This is a genomic window from Microcoleus sp. K1-B1 (assembly GCF_036704705.1).
GTDB lineage: Bacteria > Cyanobacteriota > Cyanobacteriia > Cyanobacteriales > Microcoleaceae > Microcoleus.
The window spans coordinates 1-25,034 of the sequence record NZ_JAUBSH010000100.1 but is presented as its reverse complement, the minus strand read 5'-3'; the positions used below and the strand labels follow the sequence as shown (position 1 = coordinate 25,034).

The 25,034-nt window shown below is 44.7% G+C and carries 23 protein-coding genes and 1 tRNA gene; 10 read left to right on the top strand and 14 right to left on the bottom strand.

Features of this window, described 5'->3' with window-relative positions:
- Positions 1-190: 190 nt before the first annotated feature.
- The 3 genes from ygfZ to QUA83_RS25410 all read right to left on the bottom strand — a co-directional run bounded on the left by ygfZ (position 191) and on the right by QUA83_RS25410 (position 1,995).
- Positions 191-1,240, bottom strand: a complete 1,050-nt coding sequence (gene ygfZ, locus QUA83_RS25420) for a CAF17-like 4Fe-4S cluster assembly/insertion protein YgfZ (protein WP_333296699.1) — start codon at positions 1,238-1,240, stop codon at positions 191-193.
- Positions 1,241-1,356: 116 nt separating this feature from the next.
- Positions 1,357-1,740, bottom strand: a complete 384-nt coding sequence (locus tag QUA83_RS25415) for a hypothetical protein (RefSeq protein WP_333296697.1) — start codon at positions 1,738-1,740, stop codon at positions 1,357-1,359.
- Positions 1,741-1,923: 183 nt separating this feature from the next.
- Positions 1,924-1,995: transfer RNA gene (locus QUA83_RS25410), tRNA-Val, on the bottom strand.
- Positions 1,996-2,067: 72 nt separating this feature from the next.
- On the opposite strand from QUA83_RS25410, the gene QUA83_RS25405 reads away from it, so the two are divergent.
- Both QUA83_RS25405 and mazG read left to right on the top strand, forming a co-directional pair.
- Positions 2,068-2,658: a metal-binding protein gene (locus QUA83_RS25405; protein WP_333296695.1), complete on the top strand. Its 591-nt coding sequence runs from the start codon at positions 2,068-2,070 to the stop codon at positions 2,656-2,658.
- A 6-nt stretch (positions 2,659-2,664) separates the two neighbouring features.
- Entirely contained in the window at positions 2,665-3,498 is an 834-nt protein-coding gene (gene mazG, locus QUA83_RS25400; RefSeq protein ID WP_333296693.1) for a nucleoside triphosphate pyrophosphohydrolase, read from the top strand.
- A gap of 117 nt (positions 3,499-3,615) precedes the next feature.
- On the opposite strand, the gene QUA83_RS25395 is transcribed toward mazG, so the two are convergent.
- Positions 3,616-4,017 carry a helix-turn-helix transcriptional regulator gene (locus QUA83_RS25395; RefSeq protein WP_333296691.1) on the bottom strand — a complete coding sequence of 134 codons (402 nt, stop codon included), beginning with the start codon at positions 4,015-4,017 and terminating at the stop codon, positions 3,616-3,618.
- 180 nt (positions 4,018-4,197) lie between these two features.
- Here QUA83_RS25395 and QUA83_RS25390 point away from each other — a divergent pair, with 180 nt between their 5' ends.
- On the top strand, positions 4,198-4,581 hold the full coding sequence (locus QUA83_RS25390; RefSeq protein ID WP_333296690.1) for a hypothetical protein: 384 nt from the start codon (positions 4,198-4,200) through the stop codon (positions 4,579-4,581).
- A gap of 128 nt (positions 4,582-4,709) precedes the next feature.
- On the opposite strand, the gene QUA83_RS25385 is transcribed toward QUA83_RS25390, so the two are convergent.
- The gene (locus QUA83_RS25385; RefSeq protein ID WP_190746013.1) at positions 4,710-5,195 is read right to left on the bottom strand and encodes an allophycocyanin subunit alpha-B; all 486 of its coding nucleotides are present in this window, start codon (positions 5,193-5,195) and stop codon (positions 4,710-4,712) included.
- Positions 5,196-5,291: 96 nt separating this feature from the next.
- Complete coding sequence (locus QUA83_RS25380; RefSeq protein ID WP_333296689.1) at positions 5,292-5,669, bottom strand: hypothetical protein; 378 nt, start codon at positions 5,667-5,669, stop codon at positions 5,292-5,294.
- An 8-nt stretch (positions 5,670-5,677) separates the two neighbouring features.
- Here QUA83_RS25380 and rlmD point away from each other — a divergent pair, with 8 nt between their 5' ends.
- Complete coding sequence (rlmD, locus tag QUA83_RS25375) at positions 5,678-7,090, top strand: 23S rRNA (uracil(1939)-C(5))-methyltransferase RlmD (RefSeq protein WP_333296688.1); 1,413 nt, start codon at positions 5,678-5,680, stop codon at positions 7,088-7,090.
- 155 nt (positions 7,091-7,245) lie between these two features.
- On the opposite strand, the gene QUA83_RS25370 is transcribed toward rlmD, so the two are convergent.
- The 3 genes from QUA83_RS25370 to QUA83_RS25360 all read right to left on the bottom strand — a co-directional run bounded on the left by QUA83_RS25370 (position 7,246) and on the right by QUA83_RS25360 (position 12,389).
- A complete protein-coding gene (locus tag QUA83_RS25370; protein WP_333211621.1) occupies positions 7,246-7,428 on the bottom strand; it encodes a type II toxin-antitoxin system RelE/ParE family toxin in 183 nt (60 codons plus the stop codon).
- Positions 7,429-7,454: 26 nt separating this feature from the next.
- Complete coding sequence (locus QUA83_RS25365) at positions 7,455-7,715, bottom strand: type II toxin-antitoxin system ParD family antitoxin (RefSeq protein WP_333296686.1); 261 nt, start codon at positions 7,713-7,715, stop codon at positions 7,455-7,457.
- Positions 7,716-7,811: 96 nt separating this feature from the next.
- Positions 7,812-12,389, bottom strand: a complete 4,578-nt coding sequence (locus QUA83_RS25360; RefSeq protein ID WP_333296685.1) for an SMEK domain-containing protein — start codon at positions 12,387-12,389, stop codon at positions 7,812-7,814.
- 32 nt (positions 12,390-12,421) lie between these two features.
- Here QUA83_RS25360 and QUA83_RS25355 point away from each other — a divergent pair, with 32 nt between their 5' ends.
- Positions 12,422-12,619, top strand: a complete 198-nt coding sequence (locus QUA83_RS25355) for a hypothetical protein (protein WP_190732057.1) — start codon at positions 12,422-12,424, stop codon at positions 12,617-12,619.
- 2 nt (positions 12,620-12,621) lie between these two features.
- Here the strand turns inward: QUA83_RS25355 and QUA83_RS25350 are convergent, their stop codons facing one another.
- Together QUA83_RS25350 and QUA83_RS25345 are read right to left on the bottom strand one after the other, a co-directional pair.
- The gene (locus QUA83_RS25350) at positions 12,622-12,957 is read right to left on the bottom strand and encodes a DUF5615 family PIN-like protein (protein ID WP_333296683.1); all 336 of its coding nucleotides are present in this window, start codon (positions 12,955-12,957) and stop codon (positions 12,622-12,624) included.
- Positions 12,950-13,270, bottom strand: a complete 321-nt coding sequence (locus tag QUA83_RS25345; protein WP_333296682.1) for a DUF433 domain-containing protein — start codon at positions 13,268-13,270, stop codon at positions 12,950-12,952. Before QUA83_RS25345 ends, QUA83_RS25350 begins: the two co-directional genes overlap by 8 nt.
- A gap of 318 nt (positions 13,271-13,588) precedes the next feature.
- On the opposite strand from QUA83_RS25345, the gene QUA83_RS25340 reads away from it, so the two are divergent.
- From QUA83_RS25340 to QUA83_RS25325, 4 genes are all read left to right on the top strand, one after another.
- Positions 13,589-14,704, top strand: coding sequence for an SPFH domain-containing protein (locus QUA83_RS25340; protein ID WP_333296681.1), 1,116 nt, complete (start codon positions 13,589-13,591; stop codon positions 14,702-14,704).
- Between the two features lie 414 nt (positions 14,705-15,118).
- Positions 15,119-15,433 (top strand): YkvA family protein, encoded by a 315-nt coding sequence (locus QUA83_RS25335; protein WP_333296680.1) that lies wholly within the window; start codon positions 15,119-15,121, stop codon positions 15,431-15,433.
- 143 nt (positions 15,434-15,576) lie between these two features.
- Positions 15,577-16,617, top strand: coding sequence for a UDP-3-O-(3-hydroxymyristoyl)glucosamine N-acyltransferase (lpxD, locus tag QUA83_RS25330; protein ID WP_333296679.1), 1,041 nt, complete (start codon positions 15,577-15,579; stop codon positions 16,615-16,617).
- A gap of 114 nt (positions 16,618-16,731) precedes the next feature.
- Positions 16,732-17,601 carry a CPBP family glutamic-type intramembrane protease gene (locus QUA83_RS25325; RefSeq protein ID WP_333296678.1) on the top strand — a complete coding sequence of 290 codons (870 nt, stop codon included), beginning with the start codon at positions 16,732-16,734 and terminating at the stop codon, positions 17,599-17,601.
- A gap of 168 nt (positions 17,602-17,769) precedes the next feature.
- On the opposite strand, the gene cbiE is transcribed toward QUA83_RS25325, so the two are convergent.
- Genes cbiE through QUA83_RS25310 form a run of 3 tightly spaced genes read right to left on the bottom strand, consistent with a single transcriptional unit; the run spans position 17,770 to position 23,994 of the window.
- Positions 17,770-19,074 carry a precorrin-6y C5,15-methyltransferase (decarboxylating) subunit CbiE gene (cbiE, locus tag QUA83_RS25320; RefSeq protein ID WP_333296677.1) on the bottom strand — a complete coding sequence of 435 codons (1,305 nt, stop codon included), beginning with the start codon at positions 19,072-19,074 and terminating at the stop codon, positions 17,770-17,772.
- Positions 19,075-19,096: 22 nt separating this feature from the next.
- On the bottom strand, positions 19,097-22,621 hold the full coding sequence (locus QUA83_RS25315) for a WD40 domain-containing protein (RefSeq protein WP_333296676.1): 3,525 nt from the start codon (positions 22,619-22,621) through the stop codon (positions 19,097-19,099).
- Between the two features lie 29 nt (positions 22,622-22,650).
- Positions 22,651-23,994 carry an AAA-like domain-containing protein gene (locus QUA83_RS25310; protein ID WP_333296675.1) on the bottom strand — a complete coding sequence of 448 codons (1,344 nt, stop codon included), beginning with the start codon at positions 23,992-23,994 and terminating at the stop codon, positions 22,651-22,653.
- An 817-nt stretch (positions 23,995-24,811) separates the two neighbouring features.
- Between QUA83_RS25310 and QUA83_RS25305 the strand changes: the two genes are divergently transcribed.
- The coding region (locus QUA83_RS25305; protein ID WP_333296673.1) for a hypothetical protein at positions 24,812-25,034 on the top strand (223 nt) is incomplete at its 3' end.

The window sequence follows — 25,034 nt, the reverse complement described above, 5'->3', positions numbered from 1 at the left end:
AGCAATCATTTGAGGTTTTGACAATTCTGAATTTTTTTAAAATTAAATCAGATAGAATATCTGCGGAATGTGGGTTAAATACTGATCTAGCTTATGATGTCCAGTAGAGTAGGCCCTATAGGTTCGTAGTGAGGAATTCAATCCTCATAAAATTATGAGGAATAATAAAGTCATCACTACAAACACAAGCTTACCAACTTAAAAAAGGCACGTTTACTACTTCCCCGGTCATTTCTCCTACCTGCACTTTCAGTCCTTCGCCGCCCGCTTTTGTACGGATGTAAGCAAGACCAAAAAAGCCGGATTCAGTTTCCGTAAAACTGGTGAGGTTGCCGACTTTTTCCTCTCCGATTGTGACTGCTGTTCCGGGTTCAACCGCACCGCTCAACTGCACGCCCCAAAGTTGCTGTTTGACTCCTTTGTAGGTGTTCAACCGGGCAATTGTTTCTTGACCGATGTAGCAGCCTTTGTCATAGGTAATCGTGTGTAAAAGGCGGGCTTCTAGGGGGTTGTAATCGTCTGTGAGTTCAAAATCGGGTGCGGGGCGTCCTTGTTCAATTCGCAGTTGTTCCCAAACTCGATCGCCCATCGGTACGGCCCCAGCTTTGACTAATTCCTGCCACAAGTTGGCTGCACCGCTTGCGGGCGCAATTAACGTGTATCCGGGAGTTGCTAAACCGCTACCCACGGCAACTCGGACTTCCATACCTGCAAAATTTATCAATTTGTGAGTAGCGTAAGGTTGATTTTCGAGTTCGGTAACTCCGATTTTTTCTAGTAGTTGAGTGCTTTCCGGGCCGAGGAAACTGAAAGCAACTGTTGTATCGGTTAAATCTGTTAACTCGACGCGATCCATTGGGAAAATATAGCGATCGAGCAATTCCAGTAGTTGGCAGCGGCGGTTGGCGGAAACTAGCAGCAGTACGGCATCTTCTGTAGCGTAAGCGGTGGCGAGATCGATCGTCCGGGCGGTGGATGTGACGAAAACGGTGTCGCAACCTTGACCTGGTTTGAGTATATTAAAGTTATTGGTACTTTGATTGTGCAAGAACCGCAGGCGATCGCTGTCTGAGATTTGAATGCGTCCCCAGTGAGTGCGATCGTACAAAGCGGCACCTTGTTTCGTTGCTGCGATCGCTTCTGCGTCGTTACCAAAACTGACTGGCACAATTTCTTTGGTTGTTAACTCTGCAAAAGTAGCACCAGCCGCTGCTTGAATGTCGTGCAATTCCTGAATCATAAGATTTTGTTGACTGTTAACTGTTGACTGATGAGTGTTGACTGATGACTGTTGACTGATGACTGTTGACTGTTCGCTGTTGGCCCGAAAGCTCACCACTGACAACTAACAACTGACTATTTGTCCAAATTAGCGAATATTTCTTGGATTAATTGGCTGGCTTTAGCATCAAGACGATTCCAATCTACATCGCCAGTCTCATCATCAATCAAGCTAGTATCAATTACAACTTCTTGGCTTTGGATTTGAGTGTGGGCGGGCTGGTAGTTGACAAAGCAGACTCGATAGCAAAGTTCCCAAATATCGATACATCTTTGCTCGCCTTGAAGCTCTAAAAGTAGTTGATAGCCAGGAATGGGAATCTGCACTTCTTGATAAGTGCCCGTCCAAACTGACTCCTCTAATTGTTTGCGGATGTTGTCGAGCACTCGGATCATCGCTGGCTGCATGAGCAGTTCAGCTTGCTGCCAAGCGATCGGGCTAGTTATTTTAGGCTTCATATACACGGTTCTAAAAAAGAAAATCAATAAATTAATTTTCTAGCATTGAATGCCAACTTTTGAGACATCCGCCACAGAATGTTAAATTTAGTCACCAAATTCAACACTCAACCCTCAACAGCAACAGCCGTTCTCGGCTTGACGGCTAAAAACGGCTGAAACTGTTGATATTGAGTTATCGGATGGGTAATGTAGGATTTGAACCTACGGCATCCTGCGTGTAAAGCAGGCGCTCTACCACTGAGCTAATCACCCAATTGCACTCACAAGGATTTATCATATCACAGTAACTCAGAAAGATCAAGTAAAAAAAATCATAAACTTTAAATGCCCTCTGGCCGCACCCACGATCAAATAACCATGTGGAGTTTGCCCCTGGTGGCAGCCCTCACCTTTGGCCAGACTCAGAGCAGCAACCTGACTTTGCTCGTTTCCGGAAGTTTCTTATTCGGCGGGCTGATGTTTGGCCCCGACTTGGATATCTACTCCTGCCAGTATCAGCGCTGGGGATGGTTTAAACCGATTTGGCTCCCGTACCAAAAAAGCCTGCGCCACCGCTCTTTTTTGTCTCACGGCCCTCTGATCGGCACTGCTTTGCGAATCTTGTACCTCGCTATCTGGATCGCGGTTCTGGGAATCGTGGGATTGGCAATTGCCGAAAAAGTCGGGAACTTAGGCGGGAATTGGCAGGATGTGGTTTTGAATTACGGGCGATCGATTTGGGAACACCACATCGAAATTTTAGCCGTTTACATCGGTCTAGAATTGGGGGCTATGAGCCACTATCTGAGCGATTGGGGAGGCTCGGCTTACAAAAGATTCAAAAAAAAAGGATTGAGCGGGTTGCGGCCTCCTGGCACAATTAAGAGGCGCAAACGCCAACCTCCCCGCCGCACTTCCAGCAAATCTAAAAGGTAAATTCCGATGTCTAATTCCCACAGTCGATCGCTCACAGCACTCGAAGAACTTATAGAAGTTGTAGCTAAATTGCGATCGCCAGACGGCGGATGTCCTTGGGATTTAGCCCAAACTCCCGAAACTCTAATTCCTCACATCATCGAAGAAGCTTATGAAACCGCCGACGCGATTCGCAAAGGAGATAAAGATGCGATCGTCGAAGAATTGGGCGACTTACTGTTACAGGTAATTCTGCAAGCACAAATTGCCAGCGAATCGAATCAGTTTACCTTCGCCGAAATCGCTGCGGGCATCACAGAAAAACTAATTCGGCGACATCCCCACGTCTTTGGCGATGTCGAACTCAACAGCGTCGATGAAGTCAACGAAAACTGGGAAAAAATCAAAGCTGCAGAAAAAGGCACAACTGCGGAAAAGCCGCCAACTTTAGCCTCAAAAATGAGCCGTTATGCCAGCACTTTGCCGCCGATCACCGCCGGGATGAAAATCTCTCAAAAAGCTGCGGAAGTGAGTTTTGATTGGGACAGTGTAGAGGGCGTTTGGGATAAATTTCACGAAGAAATGGCAGAATTTGAACACGCTCTCAAACACGAGGATAAGGCAGCGCAGCAGTCAGAATTGGGAGATATTATGTTTGTGTTGATTCAATTAGCTCGCTGGTACGATTTAGATCCGTCGGCTGCTTTGCAAGGAACAAACGATCGCTTCGTACAGCGGTTTGCGAAGGTGGAGGCTGCGTGCGATCGACCTTTGTCAGATTATGCCCCTGAAGAGTTAGAATCTCTGTGGCAGCAAGCGAAAGCTTTAATTGCTAAACAAAAGGAAAAGGGCGCTGAGTAATCAATCACCGCAGATAAACACAGATAAAAAGACATCCGCGTTCATCCGCTAATATCTGCGGTTCAAAACTCCCCATCTCAAGAATTTGGTTGCATCAGTTCAGATATCAGCAACCAACTACTCGTAAAGCTTCGCGTCATTGTACGGCGGATGTTCGCAGGCGATATAAAGCGCATTTGTCGGTTCCAGGGCTTCCCCAGTCACCGGATCGATCGGCTTGAGGACAAAGCATAACAGAGAGAGCGATCGCCAATCCAAATTATCCAGCTTCCCGCGTTCGTAACGGTTGACTGTTGCGGCACTGATACCCACATCTTTGGGTACGGGTTGATGTGTAGCTGTAAACAGCGCCTCTTCATATCCCTTGGTTTTGAACTCTGTTTCGCTGACAGACCAGCCTGTTGTCTGTCTTGCTGCTTTTAAAATCTTCCCCAAACGCATCCGCCCCGTTTCAGTGAAGCGAACGGGACGCAATTCCTGCTCTTTGTCTACCACAGCTTTGTTAGAGAGTCCTGACATTTTTCCCACCTACGTTAACTCTCAAACTAGCACAGCATCAATGATTGAGGGTTGCACGAGCAACATCTGAGCTGAAGAAGTTTAAATTAATTTTATTGCACTTGTGCAATAAGAGTCTGATATAGTAATATGTAATTGACTCTAAACCGAACTTGCCTCTCAAGCCCTGAGTATACAGCCATGACAGCACTATTTCGCCGCATCCAACCCTCGAAAAAGCTCCGCATCACCGTCAGGTCGATCGCCCAACTGCTCAAAATCAGCCAAAACCTGATTAAGCGAGTCGAATCCTGGGCTTACGTGGTTTTCGTCCACCATCGGGATAGAGGCGGCCTGTTTGTCAGCTACCGCAGGCTGGAAGAATGGCAAAATGCGATCGCCCATCACATCCAAACCTGCCCCACCCTTGGAGAACTCTCGCAGCTCAAAACATCCATTCTGTACGACAGCCGGAAATTCAAAAAACAATCTCTCCCAAAAACACTTGACTTTTTAAATCAAATGTGCATAGAAAGACAAGACGAACTCAACATCTGGGAAAGCTTAAACTGGATTGCTTCCTAGCAGAAATGAGGGAGATTTCCTTGCCAAAAAACAGAAGCGAAACATTTGCGAGCAATTGCGAGATAAAATCACCCCAAAAATCACCCGCGAATGCTCCGCCACATTCATGAAAGCAATCACCAAAGCAATTAAGACATTGCCTGAGCGATATAATCAAAATAAGGAGCTGCTTCCTTAGCATCATCCTGATTGAGCAAAGCCAAAGAAGCTTCCTTCAAACAGCGGATAGCTTCGACCATGCCAGGAACAGGAACGCCGAGAGAATTATACATTTCCCGAACGCCAATCAAGCCGATGCTTTCGATCGGCTCCTTGTCACCCGCCAAGATACCGTAGGTAATCAGGCGCAAGTACCAGCCGTAGTCGCGCAGACACAAAGCCCGTTCGCGTTGGCCGTAAGCATTACCTCCGGGGGAGATAAAGTCAGGGCGTTTTTTCCAGAGTTTTTTGCTAGCTTCTTCAACAATTTTTTTCTCACTGTCAGACAGCGCAGTAGCAATACGCACCCGCTGTTCTCCGGTTTTAAAAAAATCTTTGATGCTTTGAAGTTCGCCGGTACTGGGATAGCGAAGTTCGTCGTCGGCTTGGAGAATTAGTTGGCTAACTACGCTCATTGTTATTCAAAAAAATTGAGGATATTTGAGAGTAAGATTAATTGACATTCTCATCCCTTAAAGATGAGATTCTGGATTGGGCGATTTACTTTGCTTCTAACATTTATCAACATTAGAAGTAGCGGGTAAATCTCCGCAAACGTTATGCTTGATGTTCAAGCCAGTTTCCCTGTGTTCCAGGCTACTGCGGGAAAAACTCAAAAACTGCGAGTGAGAGTTTTGATGTCGGCAGACACTTTGACTGTTTAACGAGTTTTTGCTACCTCGCCCCAACAGCATATCGCACAGGATCGATCGAGGCAACTCACGGCAGGCTTGACTTGCAGGTTGAAGCTTGGCTTTAGCAGCAAGACGTTCAGCAGCAGGAATACAGCCTGCTATTGAGCTTGAGTGCGATGGATGGAGCCCCGCTTCGCTACGACTTATCTCAGGAAAGAGAGAGCGATATTGCATTACCATATTAAATCCTACCATGACTACTTGTGACCAAATCTAAATTCCCCACCCCAAACTCGACGAAATTGGCAAACCCTTGCCAGCAAGGTCAACTGATTGAGATAGAGATTACCGACTTGACAGACACCGGCGACGGAGTTGGTCGTTTTGGTGAGTTAGTAGTGTTTGTGCCCGATACCGTGACGGGCGATCGAGTCCTTGTCCGCCTCGTGCAAGTCAAATCCACCTATGCTACAGGCAAGCTGGACACACTTCTGGAAGCCTCAGAACACCGCATTCGAGCTAACTGCATTGTCGCTGACAAGTGCGGTGGCTGTCAGTGGCAGCACGTAGATTATCCATATCAGCTTGCAGCCAAGCAAAATCAAATCATTCAAGCCTTAGAACGGATTGGCGGATTTAGCAATCCCCAAGTGGATGAAATTTTAACGGGAAAAATCGAGGGATTTCCCCAATTTTTGGGATACCGCAACAAAGCGACTTATCCCGTGGCAATATCTGCAACAGGTCAAGTCCAAGCAGGTTACTATCAAAAAAGCACCCACAAATTAGTCAATCTCAATCAGTGTCCTGTGCAAGATCCGCGCCTCAATCCTTTGTTAAAGGAAGTCAAAGAAGACATCCACTGGCGCGATTGGCCAGTCTACGACGAAAAGAAACATACAGGAGAATTGCGTCACTTGTCCTTGCGAATCGGACGGCGCACCGGGGAGATGCTGCTAACTTTAATAGTTCGCACTGGAGACTTGCCGGGACTCGAAGAGCAAGCATCAGAGTGGCTGAAACAATATCCTCAACTTGCAGGGGTTTGTTTGAATATAAATCCCGCTCAAACTAATGTGATTTTTGGTGCCGAAACTCGTTGCATTGCGGGTCGTTCTTATCTGCGAGAAAGCTTTGCTGGTTTGAAATTTCAGCTAAGGGCCGATACTTTTTTTCAGGTTAATACAGAGGCTGCTGAAGCGTTGTTAGAGGTGATGGTAGGGGAATTGAATTTGCAGGGAAACGAGATTTTGGTTGACGCTTTCTGCGGAATTGGGACTTTTACTTTACCCCTGGCAAAACAAGTAAAAATAGCGATAGGTTTAGAAGTGCAACCGACGGCGATCGAACAAGCCAGATTAAATGCTGAGTTAAATGACGTGAGAAATGTCGAGTTTCAGGCCGGAACTGTAGAGAGTTTGCTGCCTTCCTTGGGATTGACACCGGATATTGTGCTGCTAGATCCGCCGAGGAAAGGGTGCGATCGCGCGGTTTTGGAAGCTATCAAGGAAATCAAACCAAATCGCATTGTTTATGTTAGCTGCAAGCCTGCTACTTTGGCTCGCGACCTGAAGATTTTGTGCGAAAATGGGGATTATAAGTTAGCGCGAGTGCAGCCGGCGGATTTCTTTCCTCAGACTTCTCATGTTGAGTGTGCGGCTTTTTTGGTCAGGTGAAGGAAAGGGCGATCGTTGTTTAGTTAAATTCAATCATCAGCATCGGTGAACAGGGATGATAAATCTCGATAACCACTGACTACTCGAAAAATCTCTACATCCTGTCCGATCGGCATATAGAGGATGAGATAGTTGTGTATGGAGAGGCTGCGAAGCTATGGTAAAATTTCGTGTCTTTGTCGTCCAATATTGGGAAATTGAGCAATTTTGGCGAATTTAGCGTCAAGATTGCTTAAAAAGCGATCGGCTCGATCTAGTCCCGATCGACTAGCGATGTAGTCTGCAATTTGCTCGATGTCTTGGATTGCGGGTTGAGTGAGGCGAAATTTTGGACTCATGTTTCTTTTGAACTGTAGCGCGATGCCTACGGCTGGCTACGCCTACGCAAATTAGCTCGAATTTGTGCCATTGCGGTTGCACCGTCTACGACTTCACCGCGTTGGGATGCTTGCTGGCCAATCTGTGCGTCTCGTTGGAGTTCTTGCAGTCGTCCTTGATAAATATCTTGCTGTTGTTCGAGTAGTTTAATGGCTGCAAGGATAACGTCGATCGCGCTGTTGTATTTGCCGCTGGTGAGTTGGCGCTGCACGAGGGCTTCGACTTCACGAGGCAAAACAATTTGCATGGTGTTTGAGATGAGGGGTGTTGATTCTATTGTAGGCGATCGCCCTTCAGTTAGATTGGTTTGTTGAGGGGCGATCGCGCCCAGCCACCCAACCCATCAATTCAAACCACTCACCACTTTTGCTATTGTTTCTGCCTTCTCAGGATACAGCCTCGCTAAAAGCCCGCACATCTGATAAGCAGTTTTCAAGGAGTAAGCACAGGGAATCAATAGTTTCTTTTTTTTGAAGCTCTCTTTATCATTTAGCTGAGCAAGAATAGCAGCAATGTGGCACAATAGCTGATTGCGGTTATTCAAAATTTGTTCTGCTGTACACATTGCCTGTTCAACTTGTCCTGCTATTGCCTGTATCTGGGCAATCAGCGAAAGTGCTTGCCCTTGCTTTTGTTTATCTGTAATTTTTTCTTGAACATTGAAAGCTGCATCAAGCGTTGCTGACAGTCCCTCTTTATCTCCTTTTTTCCACTGAAACGATGCTATCTTCGAGAGTGTTTTTACTTGCTCAAATGCACCTTCAATCTTGGCTGCATTCTCCAAAGCAAGAGTAATCTCTCCTGCCTCTGCTTCGGCTACTGCTACTGTTGATAGAAGCGAGTCTGGATTGGTCTTTATTACCTTGATTTTCTCCTGTTTTACTCTCTCACAAGCCTCAGCAAAAATAGCTAATGCTTCTTCCCTTTCTCCTAGTTCCTTTCGAGCTACTGCTATGGAACTCATAATTGTGACTGAATGGTCAAATCCCAAATCAACAGAACTGAGAGCATCTTCATAAAGAGTCGTTAGAGCTGTCTTTAATATCTCCCTCTGTTCTGCATTTGGATGTGCCTGTGCCAACGTTTTCAGCACTAAGGCTTTCTCCTGCATAAGTTTAATTTTTTGTACTGTCTCTAAGGCAGCTTCAAACTCCCCTGATCTTGCCTGAGCTATCCCTATTTTTGTAAACATTCCGACAATAAACAAATCGATATGACTTGGCGAAATTGGCTTTTCAACCTTCTGCACAATTTCAAGCGCTCGATTGAAAATGTCTTTGGCCTCGTTTCTGCGATCGGCTTTAGCGTAAAGCTCACCTAATACTGCTAGAACATTTACTTTCTCTTTCCAATTATTATTAATATTATTAGAAAATTCATCTATATTTTTAACATAAGCTAGACCTTTCTCGTTTTGATGAGTCTCCATTAGTAAGGCTGCGATATTTATTAAAGCAAAAATATGATCGTAGGAACGTTCCGAACTAAATGAAACTTTGAGTCCCATTGCCAAGGTATCTCGTGCTTCTTTAGCTAGACAAGCTTGGGACTGTATTGTAGCTATTGATTTTAGGAGTTCAACCTCTTTGTGTGGATTGAAAAGTTGGTTAGCAATCTTTATAGCATCACTAAAGTTTTTTGCTTTGGCGTAGGCTTTGGCGATTGCTACCAAAGCATCCTGTTGTTTACTTCGTTCTTGAATTTGACTATAAATTGTCAACGCATCCTCAACTTGTCCTGCTAATGCCTGTTCTTGCAAGATTCCTAGCAGCGCTTTTTCTTTATCTTCTTTAATTTTAATTATTTGGGCAGTCTCAAGGGCTTGGTTAAACCACTTAAGCTCGACTTGCGCGTTTACTATTATCAACAGAGCCTGAGACTCACAGTGTGGCTCTTTAATCTTATTTGTTGTTGTCATAGCGGCTGTAAAATCTTTTTTAAATTTCTGGGCTTGTCTTGCCTGTATTGCCACAATTATCTTGAGAAGCTGTTCTCGATGGTAAGAACTTTCAAGTTTTTCATAAATTCTATTTGCGGTTTCCAGAACAGCAGTAAATTCTCTATGATCGCACTCTTCCTTCTTGACTATTTCCAGCAAAAGCCCTTCTCGATCTATAAGGCTAAGACTTGCAATATTTTCTTCAATCATTTCAAGCGCTTTTGCCAAATCTCCAATCTTAGCTTGCGTACTAGCTATATTAGATAAATCATATACCTGGTTGCTTTTGGATTCAATATTTTGAGCTAGTTGTTTCGCTTGGTTCAATAAAATTTGTGCTTGCTCTTTGTCCCCTAGTTTTGCTTGTACCTCAGCCAAAGATATCAAGGAATCTTCTAAATCACTTGTGAAATCAATTCGTTGCAGAGTTTCGCGGGCATCGGAAAACAATCCTAAATCTGCTTGTATATTTGCTATTTCAATCCAGAGCCAAGTTGGAGGCTTTAGATTTTCAATTTGGTGACTATCTTCAATATTTTCAATAGCTTGAGCAAAGATGGTTATTGCCTCCTGCTTCTCTCCCATTTCTATTTGGGCTTTTGCTAAATCACCCATCCACCATATCCATGCCATACTTGGAAAAGTTTTTCTTGTAATTTCCAAGGTTTTGACAAAGATAGCTCTGATTTTGAAAAAGATAGCTCTGGCTCCTTGACTATTTTCTTTCTTTAATTGCGCTTTTAATATATTTGATAGTGGCAACACCTGCTTGAGTTCAACAATAGTCACTTCTGCAATTTTCAGGGCATCTTGAAAGCGCTCGCGATCGATGAGAACTTGGTAAAGTTGGCAGCGAGTATTATATTCAAAAAGTTTTTGATGCAAAGCAATACAGGTTTCCTCATTCACTTCAAAAATATACGCGAGGAGATAAGCGGCATAACTTGCATAATCACATTGCCCATCAACAGTCCTATTTATTGGCAAACGAGGCAATTCCTTTTGCTGCAACCGCTTCAATGTTTCCCTGGCTTCCTCCAATTGGCCTGTATCTTTCAATTCCCATGCTAACAATAAATACCACACTACACTGGGTTCAATTTCATACAAATCTGTCAGTTTCCACGCTCGTTCTAAACTACCTTTCTGCAAAGCATCTAGAGGTGAATCTTGCGCTGTTGTTTGCAACAGTCGCCGTGCGTGTAACAGCATAAATTCTGCCATTCCAGTCGCATTATCTGTTTCAGCAGCACCCAACAATGCAGTCTGCACCGTCTTCAAGGGTAAATCAGGCTCATCAGGCAAGCGTTCTTCTTGAGTAACCGCAAAGTCTTTGTTACGAGCGATCACATACAACGCCTCCCACTGCTTCGCCTCGCTTAAATGTTCTGCATAATGCCGCAAAGCATAAGGACTGGAGTGTTTCTGCCACCTAGCACAGTATTTGATTAAATTTTCCATTGCTGAGGAAGACTGACGCTTCAACACACTTTGAAACTCCTTCGCTAGTAATGGGTGAGCGAAGCTGTAGAAACCTTTTTGAACACTGAACCAGCGAGTGACCTGCCTAGGTAAAGCTGGCAAGCCCCATTCATCTAGATTGGTTAACTCTTGAATATCATCTTCTGATAGCACACCCAATGCTACTGACAGCAAGGCGAACAATTCCTTGACTTCTGGTTGTTGCCTGATCTGTGCTACATTTGCCAGTTGTTGAAACTGCTGCTTTACATAGAGAGAAAAGCCCTTGGGAGTTCGCGCTAAAATGGAGTGCAGATCGATTCCTTGTTTTACTGCATGACTCAACTCATCAATTAGATAACTCAGGTAAAGTGGAAAGCCTTGAGTAATTTCATCTAATTGGGTAACGAAATTTGTATCTTCGGCAAATACTGCTAACTCACCGTCACCCGTTTCTCGTAACCAGTCTGCGATCGCTTCTCTTGGCAAATACTTAAGGTGCAAGTTTTGCGATTTTTCTGTCCAGTTTTCTAGATATTTTGGCTCTTCCTCGGGTTCTGCTCTCGCTGACACAATAACAAATACATTCTGAGGCAGAGGAGTGAGAAATGGTAGCGAGAAGGGCATTGCGGCTGCGTCGATTTCATCTAAGGCATCTATAACAATGACTAAGGGCTTATCTTGCCGGGCGCCACGCTCTTTTAATATGTTGTATAGCCTGTTCCTTAACTCCTCTTGTTCGTTTGGTAGTTGCTCATGGTAGAGTTCGTAATATATATAAATTTGTCGTAATAAATTCCAATAAGCACTCTTAACAGAGCGGGTTTTATCATATTGTTGGCTGAAGAAATGATAGGCAATAAAACATCTGTTACCTTGCCGTTCCCGATCTACCCAGTTAGCCAAAAGTGATGTTTTACCAAAACCAGCACCAGCCGTCACGAGCATTACACCCCTAGAGTTATCAGCTAAAAAATTGTCTAGTTTTTGGAATTTTTCTGAACCTCCTACAAACAACTCAGTGGATTCGTTGATGATTTGCTCAACTTTATCAACTACTTCCCAGTCAGGTTCTTTTCTTTCTTCACCAAAGTTTGCCTCTAAAAGTTTTTCAACTTCCCGGGCTTTCTCAATTGGGAATTTAGCAACCTCTCCAAGGATATTCCGATAATCCCAAATATCGTTTTTAACATCAAAACTCAACTTACCCTGAATTATTTTGTTAATTTCTGTATCGGAGTAGTCTTTTTGTCTGTCTGTGATTATATAAATAATTATCCGATCGTATTTTTCGTAAAGTTTGTGTTCAACAAACTCGGTTAATGTATGTTTGACTTTTTCAATACCACGCGTGGATGTAATTTGAAAAGCCACTCTTGCAGTTTCATCACCTAAATCAACGCTGGGGTAATTACTACCTTCTGTAAAATCCAAATCCTTCAGATTTTGATAGCCATAAACTTCAGCAAGGAGAGGAATTAATATAGTTTGAGCAAGTTTATTAATGTCTGTTTTTTGCATGGCTGTTGCACTCCTAACCTGCTCAACAAACCGTGACATCAAAACTCGAATTCTTTGTTGCGATCGCTCAAGATTCATACTCTCTATTCAGAAACTTATTTACTTCTGGTTATTATTGTACCTTACAGGGAATCGATCTTTTTTTCCAGCATTGCGATCGCCCCTCTCCCCTCCTCAATCTTAAAGTGCGATCGCCCTTATTTTCCGAAAGTGCGATCGCGTTACAATAATGTCAAATATATTCAATCCTCCCGATCATTTCTTCAGGTGTATAGACTTCATAAATTAAAATCAAACTACGGATAATCTCGCCAATAGAACTAGAATTAGGAGGACAATAGACAATTCCCGGATAATCGCTGGTATCACTTGCCATAATTATAAAATCATCATCGTGAGTTACTATCACGCGCTGCTGTTCGCGAATAAACGCTAGGTGTGATTCATCGCTTTTAGTACGCAACCCCGCATCAACTGTTGTCGTCACATCTATCCCGTAACGACGCAAACCGCGCATAATGTTAGAGTCAATATGTTCGTCTAAATGAAAAGGAATTTGCTCACTCACCTCTAATTGCCCTCAATTTTTCTTGTAAGGGAGATGGTGGACTGTTGCGCTTTAATTTTTCCACAATAGCTCGACTTTCAGCCGTGCGACGATCGATTTCTTCTCTACGATCGTAATAATAGGTCATTGCAGCATGAACTGAGGCAAGTGGTAAGTCATACTTGCCGGCAATTTCTTCTATAGAAATTCCCATTTTCAGATACATTTCGGCGATGTGTGCTACAGCAATTCGATGGCCAGCAATGCGTGGCTTACCACCAAGTACCCCAGGCGTAATTTCGATATGTTCTGTGATGACGGATTCCTTAGACATTATAGTTAAAGGCTATTAATTGGTAATTTTTAAGCTCTTTAATATTAGCACAAATAGTCACAGTTACAGGAAATTGTAGGGTGCGTTAGACATTAATTCTTTCGATTTCAACAGGTTTGAACGATCAGACGCACCCTACGGACAGTATTTCGATCGCCCTCACCATCAACTAGATGCCAACTAGATCCAGTCCGGCCTGAATCGAGGGGAGTCTAGAAGTATAGAATAGAGGTTGCGAAACCGGCACACCGCCCGATCGCTCGCCCCCAGCAATTTGTTACCCTAAAAATAGAATCTCCCCTCCCTCAACTCCCTCCCATGAACAACGCTTCTCCCCTGATTCAAACGATAACTCCAGAACGCTGGGCCGGGTTTAGTATGGACTTTATAGGGGCGGGTTACACGGGTCTGTTGGTCAAAAACGGCCGAGTCGTGCGTACCCTAAAATCCGGGCGACATTTCAGCTTTGCCCTTCCCCTGCTGGAACAGTCTCAAATTGTCCTCGTAGACACCAAACTCCGCAATTTGGACGTGCAGTCGCACGGAGATTTTTTGTCTAAGGATCGGTTTTTAATTGATGCTACTCTGACGGTTATTTATCAAGTTATAGATCCGAAACGAGTAGCTTTGGAATTGTCCGATCCTCTCGCTGTTTTAGCAAGTGCAGTTAAGGATTGTATGGGATTAGCGATCGGGCAAATACCCCTACAACAGCTTATCAGTCAAGGACGGCTGTTGCTGCGCCAAAATTTGCTCGATCGCGTCCAAGATTTTTATACTCTAGGTTTTAACTTAGAAGACGTGCGAATTGGCGATGTCAGCTTTCCCGAAACCAACGGAGTTATTCGCCAAGTTGAGGGAATGAGTGCCCGACAAGAAGCAGAAAATGCCGCCGCCCTGCAAATGAGAATTGCAGAAGCCGGCCGCCCGATTGTTCCTCAATCTCCCGTACAGCAGTTAAACTTAATTTCAGGTAATTCTCCTGCTAGTCTTCCCGCTTCTGACACAGCAGCCGGGTTCGATCGAGATTTACAACAACTGACACAACAACTCGCTCAAAACAGTCTCCCTCCTGGGAGAAATCCTCCCCAACTTGCACCAACGGTACTCGCAAGCAGCGATCGCAAAACAACCGCATATTTAATCTACAAACTTTCTGGAGAGGCGATCGCCCTAACAGCCAATCCCTTTACAATTGGACGCGAACCAACCAACACTTTAGTATTACAAGATCCGCAAAGTTCGCGCTACCACGCTCAAATCCGCCGGGCCAATGACGAAATTGGCAAACAGCGGTATCAGCTTGTCGATAGCGGCAGTTCCAACGGCACTTTTGTGGGTGGGCAGAGGCTGGCGGCTAACGAGCCTTTTTGGCTTCCAAATGGCTGCGAAATTGCGATCGGCGACCAAAAATGGATATTTCAAAATTCGTGAGTGAGAGATAGGAAGATTTTTTTAAACAGCAGATAAACACAGATAAATCCCATCGGTGTTCATCTGTGTTTATCTGCTGACATCTGTGGTTGCAAAATCCCAATCTAAGTAACTTGCTTTAATCGCGATATAAAAGTAATAGATTCCGAAGCTACCGTCAACAATATGAATGTTTTTTTAAACCGCAGATAAACGCAGATAAACACAGATTAATTCCATCGGCTTTCATCTGTCAGGTTTCTGTAGGCGCGTTGTCAAGAGTCCCCGCCCTTTCCACACAGCTTGACAACTTCTCCCTCCCCAATTCCCTATACTCCCAGGTAGAAGTCTCTTGCCAACCCTAGGGGGGATATCTCCACAAGCATTTCGAGCGACAATTTGTCAAGATTGAAAATATAAGTAGAGGACAACCCCATGAACTTTTCTATACAATCTGTTTACAACTGGTACCGCGACACCCTCCGCAACCCCAAGTACCGCTGGTGGATTATTCTGGGAACGCTGGCATATTTGGTAAGCCCGATCGACATTGCCCCAGACTTTCTCCCCGTCATCGGACAAATTGACGATGTGGCAATTGCTGTCTTGCTGATTTCCGAAGTTTCCCAGATGGCGATCGACTACTTTAAATCCCGCCAAACAGACACAGCCTCAGCATCCGAAGCCACCGGCAGCCCTTCTGAAGCCAAAGGCAGCACTGTTGACGTAGATGCAGTTTCTGTACAATAATTGCCAAAAATAATCAAGCGCTACAACCCCGATTTCTTCAAGAAACCGGGGTTTTTGTTTTTTAAATGGCAACTGCTCAGATCGTGCTCCAAAGCTGGTAATTTTAACTATGATCCATCTGTGCTAACAACAAATTTTTATAGATGAAGTTTAGTGAAATAGTACAAAAACTTAACTTGGCCACCAGTCGCACCCTCACAGCGTCGGTTGCTACCGATCCCGATATTACAGGCGCTGCCCCTGTTGATGAAGCTGCATCGGGCACAATCAGTTACATAGAAGGTGCTAAATTTGCCGTTCATACAGCCACTACAAATGCTTCGGCTTTAATTTTGCCCTTAGATGAAAACCTCCAAGCTCAATGTGACGATCGCAACATTGCTTGGATTGCCGCAGCAGATCCGCGATTGCTGTTTGCTGAAACGATCGCCATTTTCTATCAACCGTTTCGCCCAGCATCCGAAATTCATCCCTCAGCCGTCGTTCACCCCTCAGCAGAAATTGGTGAAAATGTCTATATCGGCCCCCACGTCGTTATCCAAGCAAAAGTCAAAATTGGCAGCAACGTTTGCATTCACCCAAATGTCGTAATTTACCCAGATGCGGAAATAGGCGAAGGCACTGTTTTACACGCTAATTGTGTCATTCACGAACGTACTCGCATCGGGGCAAATTGCGTGATTCACAGCGGTGCGGCGATCGGTTCCGAAGGTTTTGGGTTCGTGCCGACAGCCACAGGATGGGTGAAAATGGAGCAGTCTGGCTGCACTGTATTAGAAGAGGGCGTTGAGGTTGGCTGCAACAGCACGATCGACAGACCCGCTGTCGGAGAAACCCGCATCGGCCAAAATACAAAAATTGACAATTTAGTACACGTAGGTCATGGCTGTCAAGTAGGAAAAAATTGTGCGCTTGCCGCTCAAGTCGGCATGGCCGGCGGGGTAAAAATTGGCAACAATGTAATTTTGGCAGGTCAAGTGGGAATTGCTAATCAAGCTAAAATCGGAGATGGGGCGATCGCCACTGCTAAAGCCGGAATTCACAACGACGTGCCCGCAGGTGCGATCGTGACGGGAGTTCCAGCAATTCCCCACAAACTATTTCTCAAAGCCGCAGCCGTCTACAACCGCTTGCCCGAAATGTACCAGTCTCTGAGGCAACTTCAGCGCAAGCTCGATCGGTAGTCATTAGTCGGTAGTCATTAGTTATTAGTCATTAGTTATTAGTCAACAGTCAACAGTCAACAGCCAACAGTATTACAGTCAACAGCCAACAGTATTATAGTTGCAGCCCCTTCAATGTGGAATAGCATAAACAATCTGCGACTGCTGTCGCCGTCAATACCAGCAATTGTCAAAATAATCTTGTTTTTCTCAACTTGGATTGTGGTGTGGCTTCCCGCAGCGATTGTGCTGGCGATCGCCCTCAAATGGCATCCACCCCAACCCCTGGGAAACAAAAAACTACCTTTGCTAGCTTCCCTCTACGTGATTGTCCCCTTCATTTTATGGGCGACAAGTTGGATCGAAAACACATCTTTTGTTAACTGGGGTTGGGATTGGCAACCCGCAGTTTTGATGTCATTACTGCGGGGATTAGGATTAGGAATAATCAGCTTAGTAATTTTATTCGGTCTGCAATTAACCGCAGGGTGGATCGAGCTAAAAAACAGCGAAATTTCCAACGAAACAGGCGAAAAAAAAAATAATTTTTGGACTTTAATTTTTAACACTGCTAGTCTGCTGACTCTGTTATTAGCACTGTGGATTAGCGCCACAGAAGAGTTAATCTTTCGCGGCTGCTTGCAAACAATCCTCCAGCAAGATTACTCAGTGCTAATCGCAGCAGCGATCGCCAGTTTCATTTTTGCGATCGCCCATCTAATTTGGGCCGCCAAAGAAACTCTACCGCAACTGCCCGGATTGTGGCTCATGGGGATGGTTTTAACATTAGCCCGCATCGCCGACAATGGCAGTTTAGGATTGGCGATCGGCATTCACGCAGCTTGGATTTGGGGTATAACTACCGTAGATACAGAAGGCGCAATTAAACCTACTTCTACCGTACCAGAATGGATTACAGGAATCGCCGCCAAGCCGCTAGCAGGTGCAGCCGGAATTCTGTTATTGCTAGCAACAGCAGCCGTACTGTTCTTAATTACAAATTAAAACCTAATACCCCAAACCCATTTAAAACTACCTATTGTCTTCCTCTCTTCCTCTGCGTTCTCTGCGCCCTCTGCGGTAAAAAAAAGATTAGATTCCATAAAGCGACAACAAAAACTACCACAAAAACATAGATAACACAGCCATTAATCTGCGGTTAAAAATCAGACATTAATTCAAATGTCGATCGATCGTCACAATCGAAACTGGCCGCAACGCATCAAAACGAGTTGAATTCCCCCGATCCACAGAACGCGATAACTGCACTTGCACGATTCGGTAACTCCAGTGCGGTTCCCGGCGCACCCGATCGCCCATCCAGCTCAAAACAACAGCAATATCCTCAAAAGCATCCAAAGCCAGCACGATCGAGCCTCCAGGAAGCAGCCGCAGCGCGCAAACGCCCAAAATTTTAGTCAACCCTCCCCCACTACCGCCAATAAAAATCCGGTGAGGAGGACGCAAGCGGTGCAAAATTTCCGGGGCGGTTCCGTAAATCGAGAACACATTTTGCAGCCCAAAACGGCCGTAGTTGAACTCGATCGCAGAAGTGCCAAAAACCGTTTTTTCGATCGCATAAACCTCAGATTGCGGGAATAAACGAGCAATTTCGATCGACACAGAACCGTTACCAGCACCCACATCCCAGACAACTTGTCCCGGTTGCAAAGCCAATTGTCCCAGCACCAACACCCGCACTTCTCGTTCAACCGTCAAACCCGGCTTGTCGCCACAACCGATAAAAGCTGCATCCGGTATTCCCAACAAAGGCAACTTTTCCAAATCCAAAGGTTCTGCCCTCGGCGGGGACTCCCGCAGCATCACAACCACGCTCAGCGGTGCAAAAGACTCTCCCAGCAAAGCTGACAGAGAACGCGGGCCCACGCGCTCGTCAGCAGAACCCAAATTTTCGCAAACCCAAAACTCGTAGCGTGTCGGCAAATCTAGAGCTTTCACCAAACTTGCCAGGGCAGCCGGAGTATGAGTTTCGTCCGCGAGCACCGCAATTTTCTCGACACCGAGTTTGAGTTTTGCCGTCAGTTCCTCAAAATAACGTCCTTGAGAGCCAACAAAATGAGCATCTTGCCAAGGGATTTGCAAGCGGTTAAAAGCCAACTGCACAGAACTGACGTGGGGATGAAAAGTCAATTTTTCTGCCGGCAATTGGGCAATTAACAACTTTCCCCAGCCGTAGAACAGCGGGTCGCCGGCCACTAAAATTACGATCAGTTGATCACGGGGTTCCACCGTCCGCGCAGAGGGTTCTAATTCGGGTTCAGTCGCCCACCAGCGCCGAATTTCCAGAATTGCTTCGGTCAAATCTGCCAGCACCCAGCGCTCGCAGGAGAGCTGTGGAAAATAGCTCAAATGTCGATCGCTCCCTACCAACAGAGAGGCTCTTTCTACAACCTGCCGCGCCGATTCGCTCAGCCCAGAAGCTCCATCTAAACCGATACCAACTACGTGTATTATCACTTTTTTATCTAAAACCAAAAAGTCAGAAAACTCCATCGCAGATCCGTCTATCTGCCTCGTTGACACTGACGTTGTTCTTCAAATAATCATGCAACCAATTGCAGCCGCGATCGATGAGTTCCTCGAAGTTCAACGTTTCAGCATTCCAGAGTTCAACCAAGGCATCATCACTTACAGAAGCAATTTGTTTGCCATCGGGGCTGAAACTGACATCCCAGTAAGAATAGCCATGTCCTTCGATCGTTCTAATCTCTTCACCAGCCGTTAGGTTCCAAAGCCGGATTGTACCATCCGCGCTTGCAGAAGCAAGAATTTTACCGCCAGGGCTGAAGCTAAGTCTGGTAACTCCAGCAGTATGACCCTTCAGCGTTTTGAGTTCCTCACCGTCTAAACTCCAAAGCTTAATGGTTTTATCAGAACTACTAGAAGCAATACTCTGACCATCTGGGCTAAACCGAACACTGGTCATCACGTAGCTACCATGTCCTCTGATTGTTTTGAGTAGCTGACCTTGAAGATTCCACAGTTTTATTGTGCCGTCTTGATGAGCAGAGGCAAGTGTTTTGCCATCTGGACTGAACCCAACACTCCAAACCTTGCCTGCCAAAGCCTTGAGAGTTTTCGATTCTTGAGTATTTATCTGCAACAGCTTGATTGTTCCATCGTAACTAGCACTAGCAAGAGTTTGACCATCAGGGCTAAAACTTACGTCAGTGACTTGACTGCTGTGTTCTTTAAAGGTTCTAAGACTTTGACCCTTGAGCTTCCACATTTTAATCGTTGTATCGTAATTACTTGCGGCAATTGTGTTCCCATCCGGGCTAAAGCTCAAGCCCCAGATCCGATTCCAAGCCTTGTCGCTATTTGCCTCAATCGTTTGAAGTGCTTGACCCTCAGTGCTCCAAAGTCTAATCGTTTTATCATCTCCAGCCGAAGCAATGATTTTGCCATTCGGGCTAAACCGAACGCTCCAAAGAGAATCATTATGTCCAACAAAAGTATGCAGTTTTTGTCGATCGTCAACAGCCCATAACTTAACCGTGTTGTCTTGTACAGCAGCGGCAATGAACTTACCATCTGGGCTAAAACTGCTGCTAAAGACGGCATCATCAGGCCCTCTAAAGGTTTTCAGAAGTTGTCCAGTAGTGTTCCATAGTTTAACGGTTTTATCAGCACTGCTAGAAGCGATCGTTTTACCATCTGGACTAAAACTAACGCTGATAACATAGTTGTCATGTTTACCGATCGTTCTGATTTCTTTTCCGTCTAAATTCCATAATTTAATCTTAGTGTCCCCAGCGGCAGTAGCAATGGATTGACCATCCGGGCTAAAGCTGACATCGAAAATCGATAACTGGCTTGCTCTAAAGGTTTTGAGTTCTCGTCCATCCATGTTCCAGAGTTTGACAACACCGGATTGATCGGCTGTGACAATGGTTTTACCATCGGGGCTACAACTGATGCTCCAAACCGAAATTTCATGTCCTTTAAGCGTTTTGAGTTCTCGTCCGGTTGTACTCCAAAGTTTGACATTATTTCCTTCAGGAGCAGCGATCGCTTTACTATCAGGACTAATACAGAGACTGCTAATAAAACTATCTGCCTTGTCTTTTCCCTTCACTGTGAAGACTTCTTGCCCATTAATATCCCAAGCTTTGATTGTGTGGTCGGCACTGACAGCAACAATCATCTTGCCATCGGGGCTGAATTTCACGCGCATAAAAGACTGATTCTGTCCCGATAGTCGTTTAATTTCTCGCCCATCAATGCTCCAAAGCCTGACCGTATTATCTTCGCTAGCAGTCGCAATCATTTGATTATCGGGACTAAAGCTGACGCTTCTCACAGCATCATTGTGTCCTTCTAGGCGATTCCTTTCTCTAATGAAACTCGACCGCTGCAATGCTAATTTGACTGATTTTTTAGTATTCATATCTGCCAAATTCGCTGATTTTAATTGAGTTGCTGATTTTAATGCAGCTAACAAAGCATCAAGTTCTTTGTTTGAGTTCAATAACGCCGTTGAAGAAATGCTGAGAGATTTGATCCTCTCCAGTTGAGTATCTCTGACCATCAGACTTGCCCAAGTTCCGGCAAATATTGCCACACTCAGAGATGCAACGAGTATCACTAAACCGAGCCGAATTCGTCGGTGGGCTTTTAGGTTTGCCTGATTCAGGGTTTGGTTGGCTTCGGTTAAGACTTGATTAGCTTCTGCCAAAATCCAGGATGCTTCTGTTTCTGCGTTCAACCGCTTTTGAATGTCTCGTTGCTCTAATTCCCGACTTGCATCTAAGAAGCGGTAATCATTGTCGCTTAAGCTTTTATCGGCAACCCACTGCTGCGCTTTTTGTAACGTCTGTCCCCGTAACAACCAAGATTCCTCCTGACAGTTGGATGTAAGCCAACCTGCTAACGCTACCGAATAAAAATCAGGGCGTACAGAGGCTAATTCCTGCTCAATCCAAGCCTTGTTAAAAACCGATTGATAAATGCGGTTGTAAACGCTAAGTTTGCCTTGATGTTTGACAACCAATCCTGATAGCTGTAATTCCATTTGTTCGGGACTGTTATCTACGAAGATCGCGTTATATTGTAAAATCTGCTGATAAAGCCAAAGTAGCCGACCTCTGCGCTGTTCGCTGCCTCGGATGCGATCGCGGATTGTCCTGAGATGGGGAGGAGTATCGTGGGATTCCCAATTCTCAACAATATGTTGTTGCACCAACTGCTCGATATTAGGCTGGCAATTTTCGGCTTTTTCTGCTACCAACTTACACAACTTTTGAGTGAGAAAAGGTTGTCCGCCCGTCCAATCCAAAATTTCTTGTAAAACGGCTAATGGATTCTCTACTTTTCCGACTAATCCCTGAGTTAAGGGTGACTTAGCTTCTGCCAGCTTAAATCCTGTCAAATCGATCGAGCGACCAATATTAAAGGGAGTTCTTTGCTTATCAACCATCAAGTCGCATGGTGTGGCGACTCCCAACAGACAAAAGGTCAAGCGATTATAGATGGGATTGTGCGATCGTTGCTCGTAACAAGCGCGAATCAAAGCAAATAGATCGTCGGTTGAAAAATTTAAGCTCTTGACGTTATCAATTTCTTCTAAAAAGATACAGACTCTCGTACTCGCAACTTTAACCAATAGAACATCTTCAATAAACAGGCTGAGTTGTTGGATTGCAGAAAGTTCCGCTTGTTCGTTTCTCCAAGTCTTTAGATCGAACGTTCCTGAAAGCTTGAAAGCTCTAACCAATTCCACGACTAAACCTTTATACCACTGATCTGCCGTTACCTGCTTTGACCCCAATTTCGTCACATCCACTGCCGCGCAAGCAATTTTTTTTGCCTCTAGCAGTTGCATAGTTCTTGCTTTTAAGCTCGACTTCCCCATCTGCCGAGAGTTAAATACATAGCAGAATTCACCCGCTGCCAATGCCTCCAATAATTCCCGATCGGCCTGTCGCGTTACATAACAGAGTGCATTTGGCGGTAAGCTTCCCCCAACTTTGTATTCATAATTTTCGTTGTAGGTTGTATTCATTCTTTTATTCGTATTAAAAGATTCAACCCTCAAGCAAGATTGGTGCTGAAATACTGACGATATAGCTCGCAACTAGGTGTTACTTGGTTGCCATTAAGATGCACGATTCCCATGCTATCCAATTGATAGACAGTTACGGATTCTAACTGAATAGGGCTTTGTGCAGTCACGACCTGTTTCAAGGCGAATGCTAATTCTGGTTGCTGTTTTAAATTGCCTAAGCAACACCGCAAATGGTCGCTATAAACTCCAGCATGGGTTGGAGCATCTTGCAGCAATTGCTGAAGTGTCATATCCTGACGACCAAGGTGATACAGGGCCAGTCGAATCAGATAGGGATGCCCTCCAATCATCGCCGTTAACGGTTGGGTCGTTTCAACAGTCCAAGTTAAGCCATGTAACTGAGCTAGCGTCTGGACTTGCTGTTGATTAAATGGCGGCAATCTCAGGGGTAGCCCAACATTAAATGGAGATTGATGGATATTTAAGGAGATATATACTTCTGTTGAGTGAGCGATGACTAATCGAAGTTTCCGCCAACTTTCTTGGAGTGTGGCTTCTTCATGCCATTCTCGCAGCAAAGCTAAAAAATCTTCAGCAATATCGGGATAGTTAAAAAGAGTATCAATTTCGTCTAAGCTGAGGACTAAATCCGTCTCTAACTGTTCTAATAAATGGGTTTCAAAGTATCCAGTACAGCTTACCTTACTACCAATTTCTTCATCCCAGTAGTCATCAAGCTTTGGTTCTAGGTTCAGTTGTCGGCTCACATTCAAACAAAACCATCGTAAAAATTTATTTAAGCTTGTAAAGACTGTTTTTTCAGCTTTTCGCAGGTTCATGCGAACAACTTGATAATTTTGTTGAGTCGCATAAGCCAACACTCGATTGAGTAAGGAGGTTTTCCCCATTTTTCTAGGTCCTCTGATGCGAATCAGAGAACCGGGCTTCAAAATCTCCTTGTAACAGTCGGACTCGATCGGAGGACGTTCGACATAAAAAGGAGAATCCAGTCCTAAAGGTCCTTCTGGAAATTCTAGGGCGATCGCACAATTCGATATTAGTGTTGATGAAGTTTTAGCAGCAGTCGGGTTTTGCCATGCCCTCTTGAGTGCCTGCCGGAAGCTCTTCTTCGTCACTTCTTCGCCTAATGCTGCTGACAGTTTTTTCCACAAGCGATATCCCACATCTCCACTGATGTAGTTCTCAGTCAGAAATAACTGTTCGGCAATCTTTCCATAACTTTTACCTTCCCACGCGCCTCGAAGCACCTCGATCTCAACATCACTGAGGTGTCTTCCAGTATGTTTTAATACCAGTGTATTAACCAGGTTTTGGGTTTGTTCCCAAGACAGTTCTGTTTCAGCATTCATGGCTTAGAGCGGCAAGATGAATACCTTTAGTTATATCACGAATTAACGGGCGAATCAATTGGGTCGCTGCACCTGACTTTTCCAGACTTTTTGCTTTAAATGTAATTTGGAATCCTGAACTTTTCCTGTTTTTTGTATGTCGATCTATCCATAGAGTGATAATAAACTCCAGAACTTACCCAGTTATCATATCGAGTTGCGATCGGCAAATATATAAACATGAAGCGGGAAATGAAAGCCTAATAAATTAACCGTCACGTTAATTAGGCTGTCATAAAAACTAACAAAAACAGAGGAACTCTCATGAAAACGAATCGTAAAATTGCCTTGCTATCTTCAACAGCCTTACTCCTAGGTGGAGTTTTCATAATCGCTCAAAAGTCATCTGTGACAACGCCAGAACAATTGGTTTCAATGTGTCGAGGTGGAGGATACCCTCAATTAGAGTGCGAAATCATCAGCGGCAAAAGAGTTTGTCGTAGACGTTGCCCTGAATATTTTCCGAAAGGGTGATCGCGATCGCTCATAACGGAAGGCGACGATGAAATCACTCATAACGGTAAAGGTGTTGTTAGGTCTATTAACCACAGTTGGACTGAATCAAGTTAACTGAATCAAAAGTTCAGACAGTTGATCAATAAGGGCATTCCCCTTTAGTTCAACAATCCTAAAGTAATGTATCGACTTGCTCTCCCTGGGTCGAGGAGTCCGTTACTACTAAATGAACCGCCGTCTGTCGTTATCAACTTAGTACGATAAAAAACATCTACCCGACACTTTATGGAGTAATCAACCGGACAGCATATAGCGAGTCTGAATGAGTTATGTAATTTCTGTAGGGGCGGCACCCCCGTGCCCGCCCCTGACAGGTGTAGGTTTTTTACGACTGGGTAGTATAAAGTCAATTAAACCAGGCGAAAATAAGGGTGATTCAACGAAACACGTGGCTGGGGAAAAACCCAAAATGCTGAAAAATAAGCATCTCAAGGATTGGTCATGTATTGTCTCCAAACAAATGCCTCACCTCTCCATACCTCAAG

Bases quoted from the DNA above. Each gene is read 5' to 3' on its own strand.
- QUA83_RS25370 (WP_333211621.1), bottom strand. From the start codon at position 7,428: ATGAGTCCAAAATTTCGCCTCACTCAACCCGCAATCCAAGACATCGAG.
- QUA83_RS25385 (WP_190746013.1), bottom strand. From the start codon at position 5,195: ATGAGCGTAGTTAGCCAACTAATTCTCCAAGCCGACGACGAACTTCGC.
- QUA83_RS25340 (WP_333296681.1), top strand. From the start codon at position 13,589: ATGAACAACGCTTCTCCCCTGATTCAAACGATAACTCCAGAACGCTGG.
- ygfZ (WP_333296699.1), bottom strand. From the start codon at position 1,240: ATGATTCAGGAATTGCACGACATTCAAGCAGCGGCTGGTGCTACTTTT.
- QUA83_RS25325 (WP_333296678.1), top strand. From the start codon at position 16,732: ATGTGGAATAGCATAAACAATCTGCGACTGCTGTCGCCGTCAATACCA.
- QUA83_RS25315 (WP_333296676.1), bottom strand. From the start codon at position 22,621: ATGAATACAACCTACAACGAAAATTATGAATACAAAGTTGGGGGAAGC.
- QUA83_RS25395 (WP_333296691.1), bottom strand. From the start codon at position 4,017: ATGTCAGGACTCTCTAACAAAGCTGTGGTAGACAAAGAGCAGGAATTG.
- lpxD (WP_333296679.1), top strand. From the start codon at position 15,577: ATGAAGTTTAGTGAAATAGTACAAAAACTTAACTTGGCCACCAGTCGC.
- mazG (WP_333296693.1), top strand. From the start codon at position 2,665: ATGTCTAATTCCCACAGTCGATCGCTCACAGCACTCGAAGAACTTATA.
- QUA83_RS25345 (WP_333296682.1), bottom strand. From the start codon at position 13,270: ATGTCTAAGGAATCCGTCATCACAGAACATATCGAAATTACGCCTGGG.
- QUA83_RS25335 (WP_333296680.1), top strand. From the start codon at position 15,119: ATGAACTTTTCTATACAATCTGTTTACAACTGGTACCGCGACACCCTC.
- QUA83_RS25405 (WP_333296695.1), top strand. From the start codon at position 2,068: ATGCCCTCTGGCCGCACCCACGATCAAATAACCATGTGGAGTTTGCCC.
- QUA83_RS25380 (WP_333296689.1), bottom strand. From the start codon at position 5,669: ATGGTAGGATTTAATATGGTAATGCAATATCGCTCTCTCTTTCCTGAG.
- QUA83_RS25415 (WP_333296697.1), bottom strand. From the start codon at position 1,740: ATGAAGCCTAAAATAACTAGCCCGATCGCTTGGCAGCAAGCTGAACTG.
- QUA83_RS25360 (WP_333296685.1), bottom strand. From the start codon at position 12,389: ATGCAAAAAACAGACATTAATAAACTTGCTCAAACTATATTAATTCCT.
- QUA83_RS25390 (WP_333296690.1), top strand. From the start codon at position 4,198: ATGACAGCACTATTTCGCCGCATCCAACCCTCGAAAAAGCTCCGCATC.
- QUA83_RS25365 (WP_333296686.1), bottom strand. From the start codon at position 7,715: ATGCAAATTGTTTTGCCTCGTGAAGTCGAAGCCCTCGTGCAGCGCCAA.
- QUA83_RS25310 (WP_333296675.1), bottom strand. From the start codon at position 23,994: ATGAATGCTGAAACAGAACTGTCTTGGGAACAAACCCAAAACCTGGTT.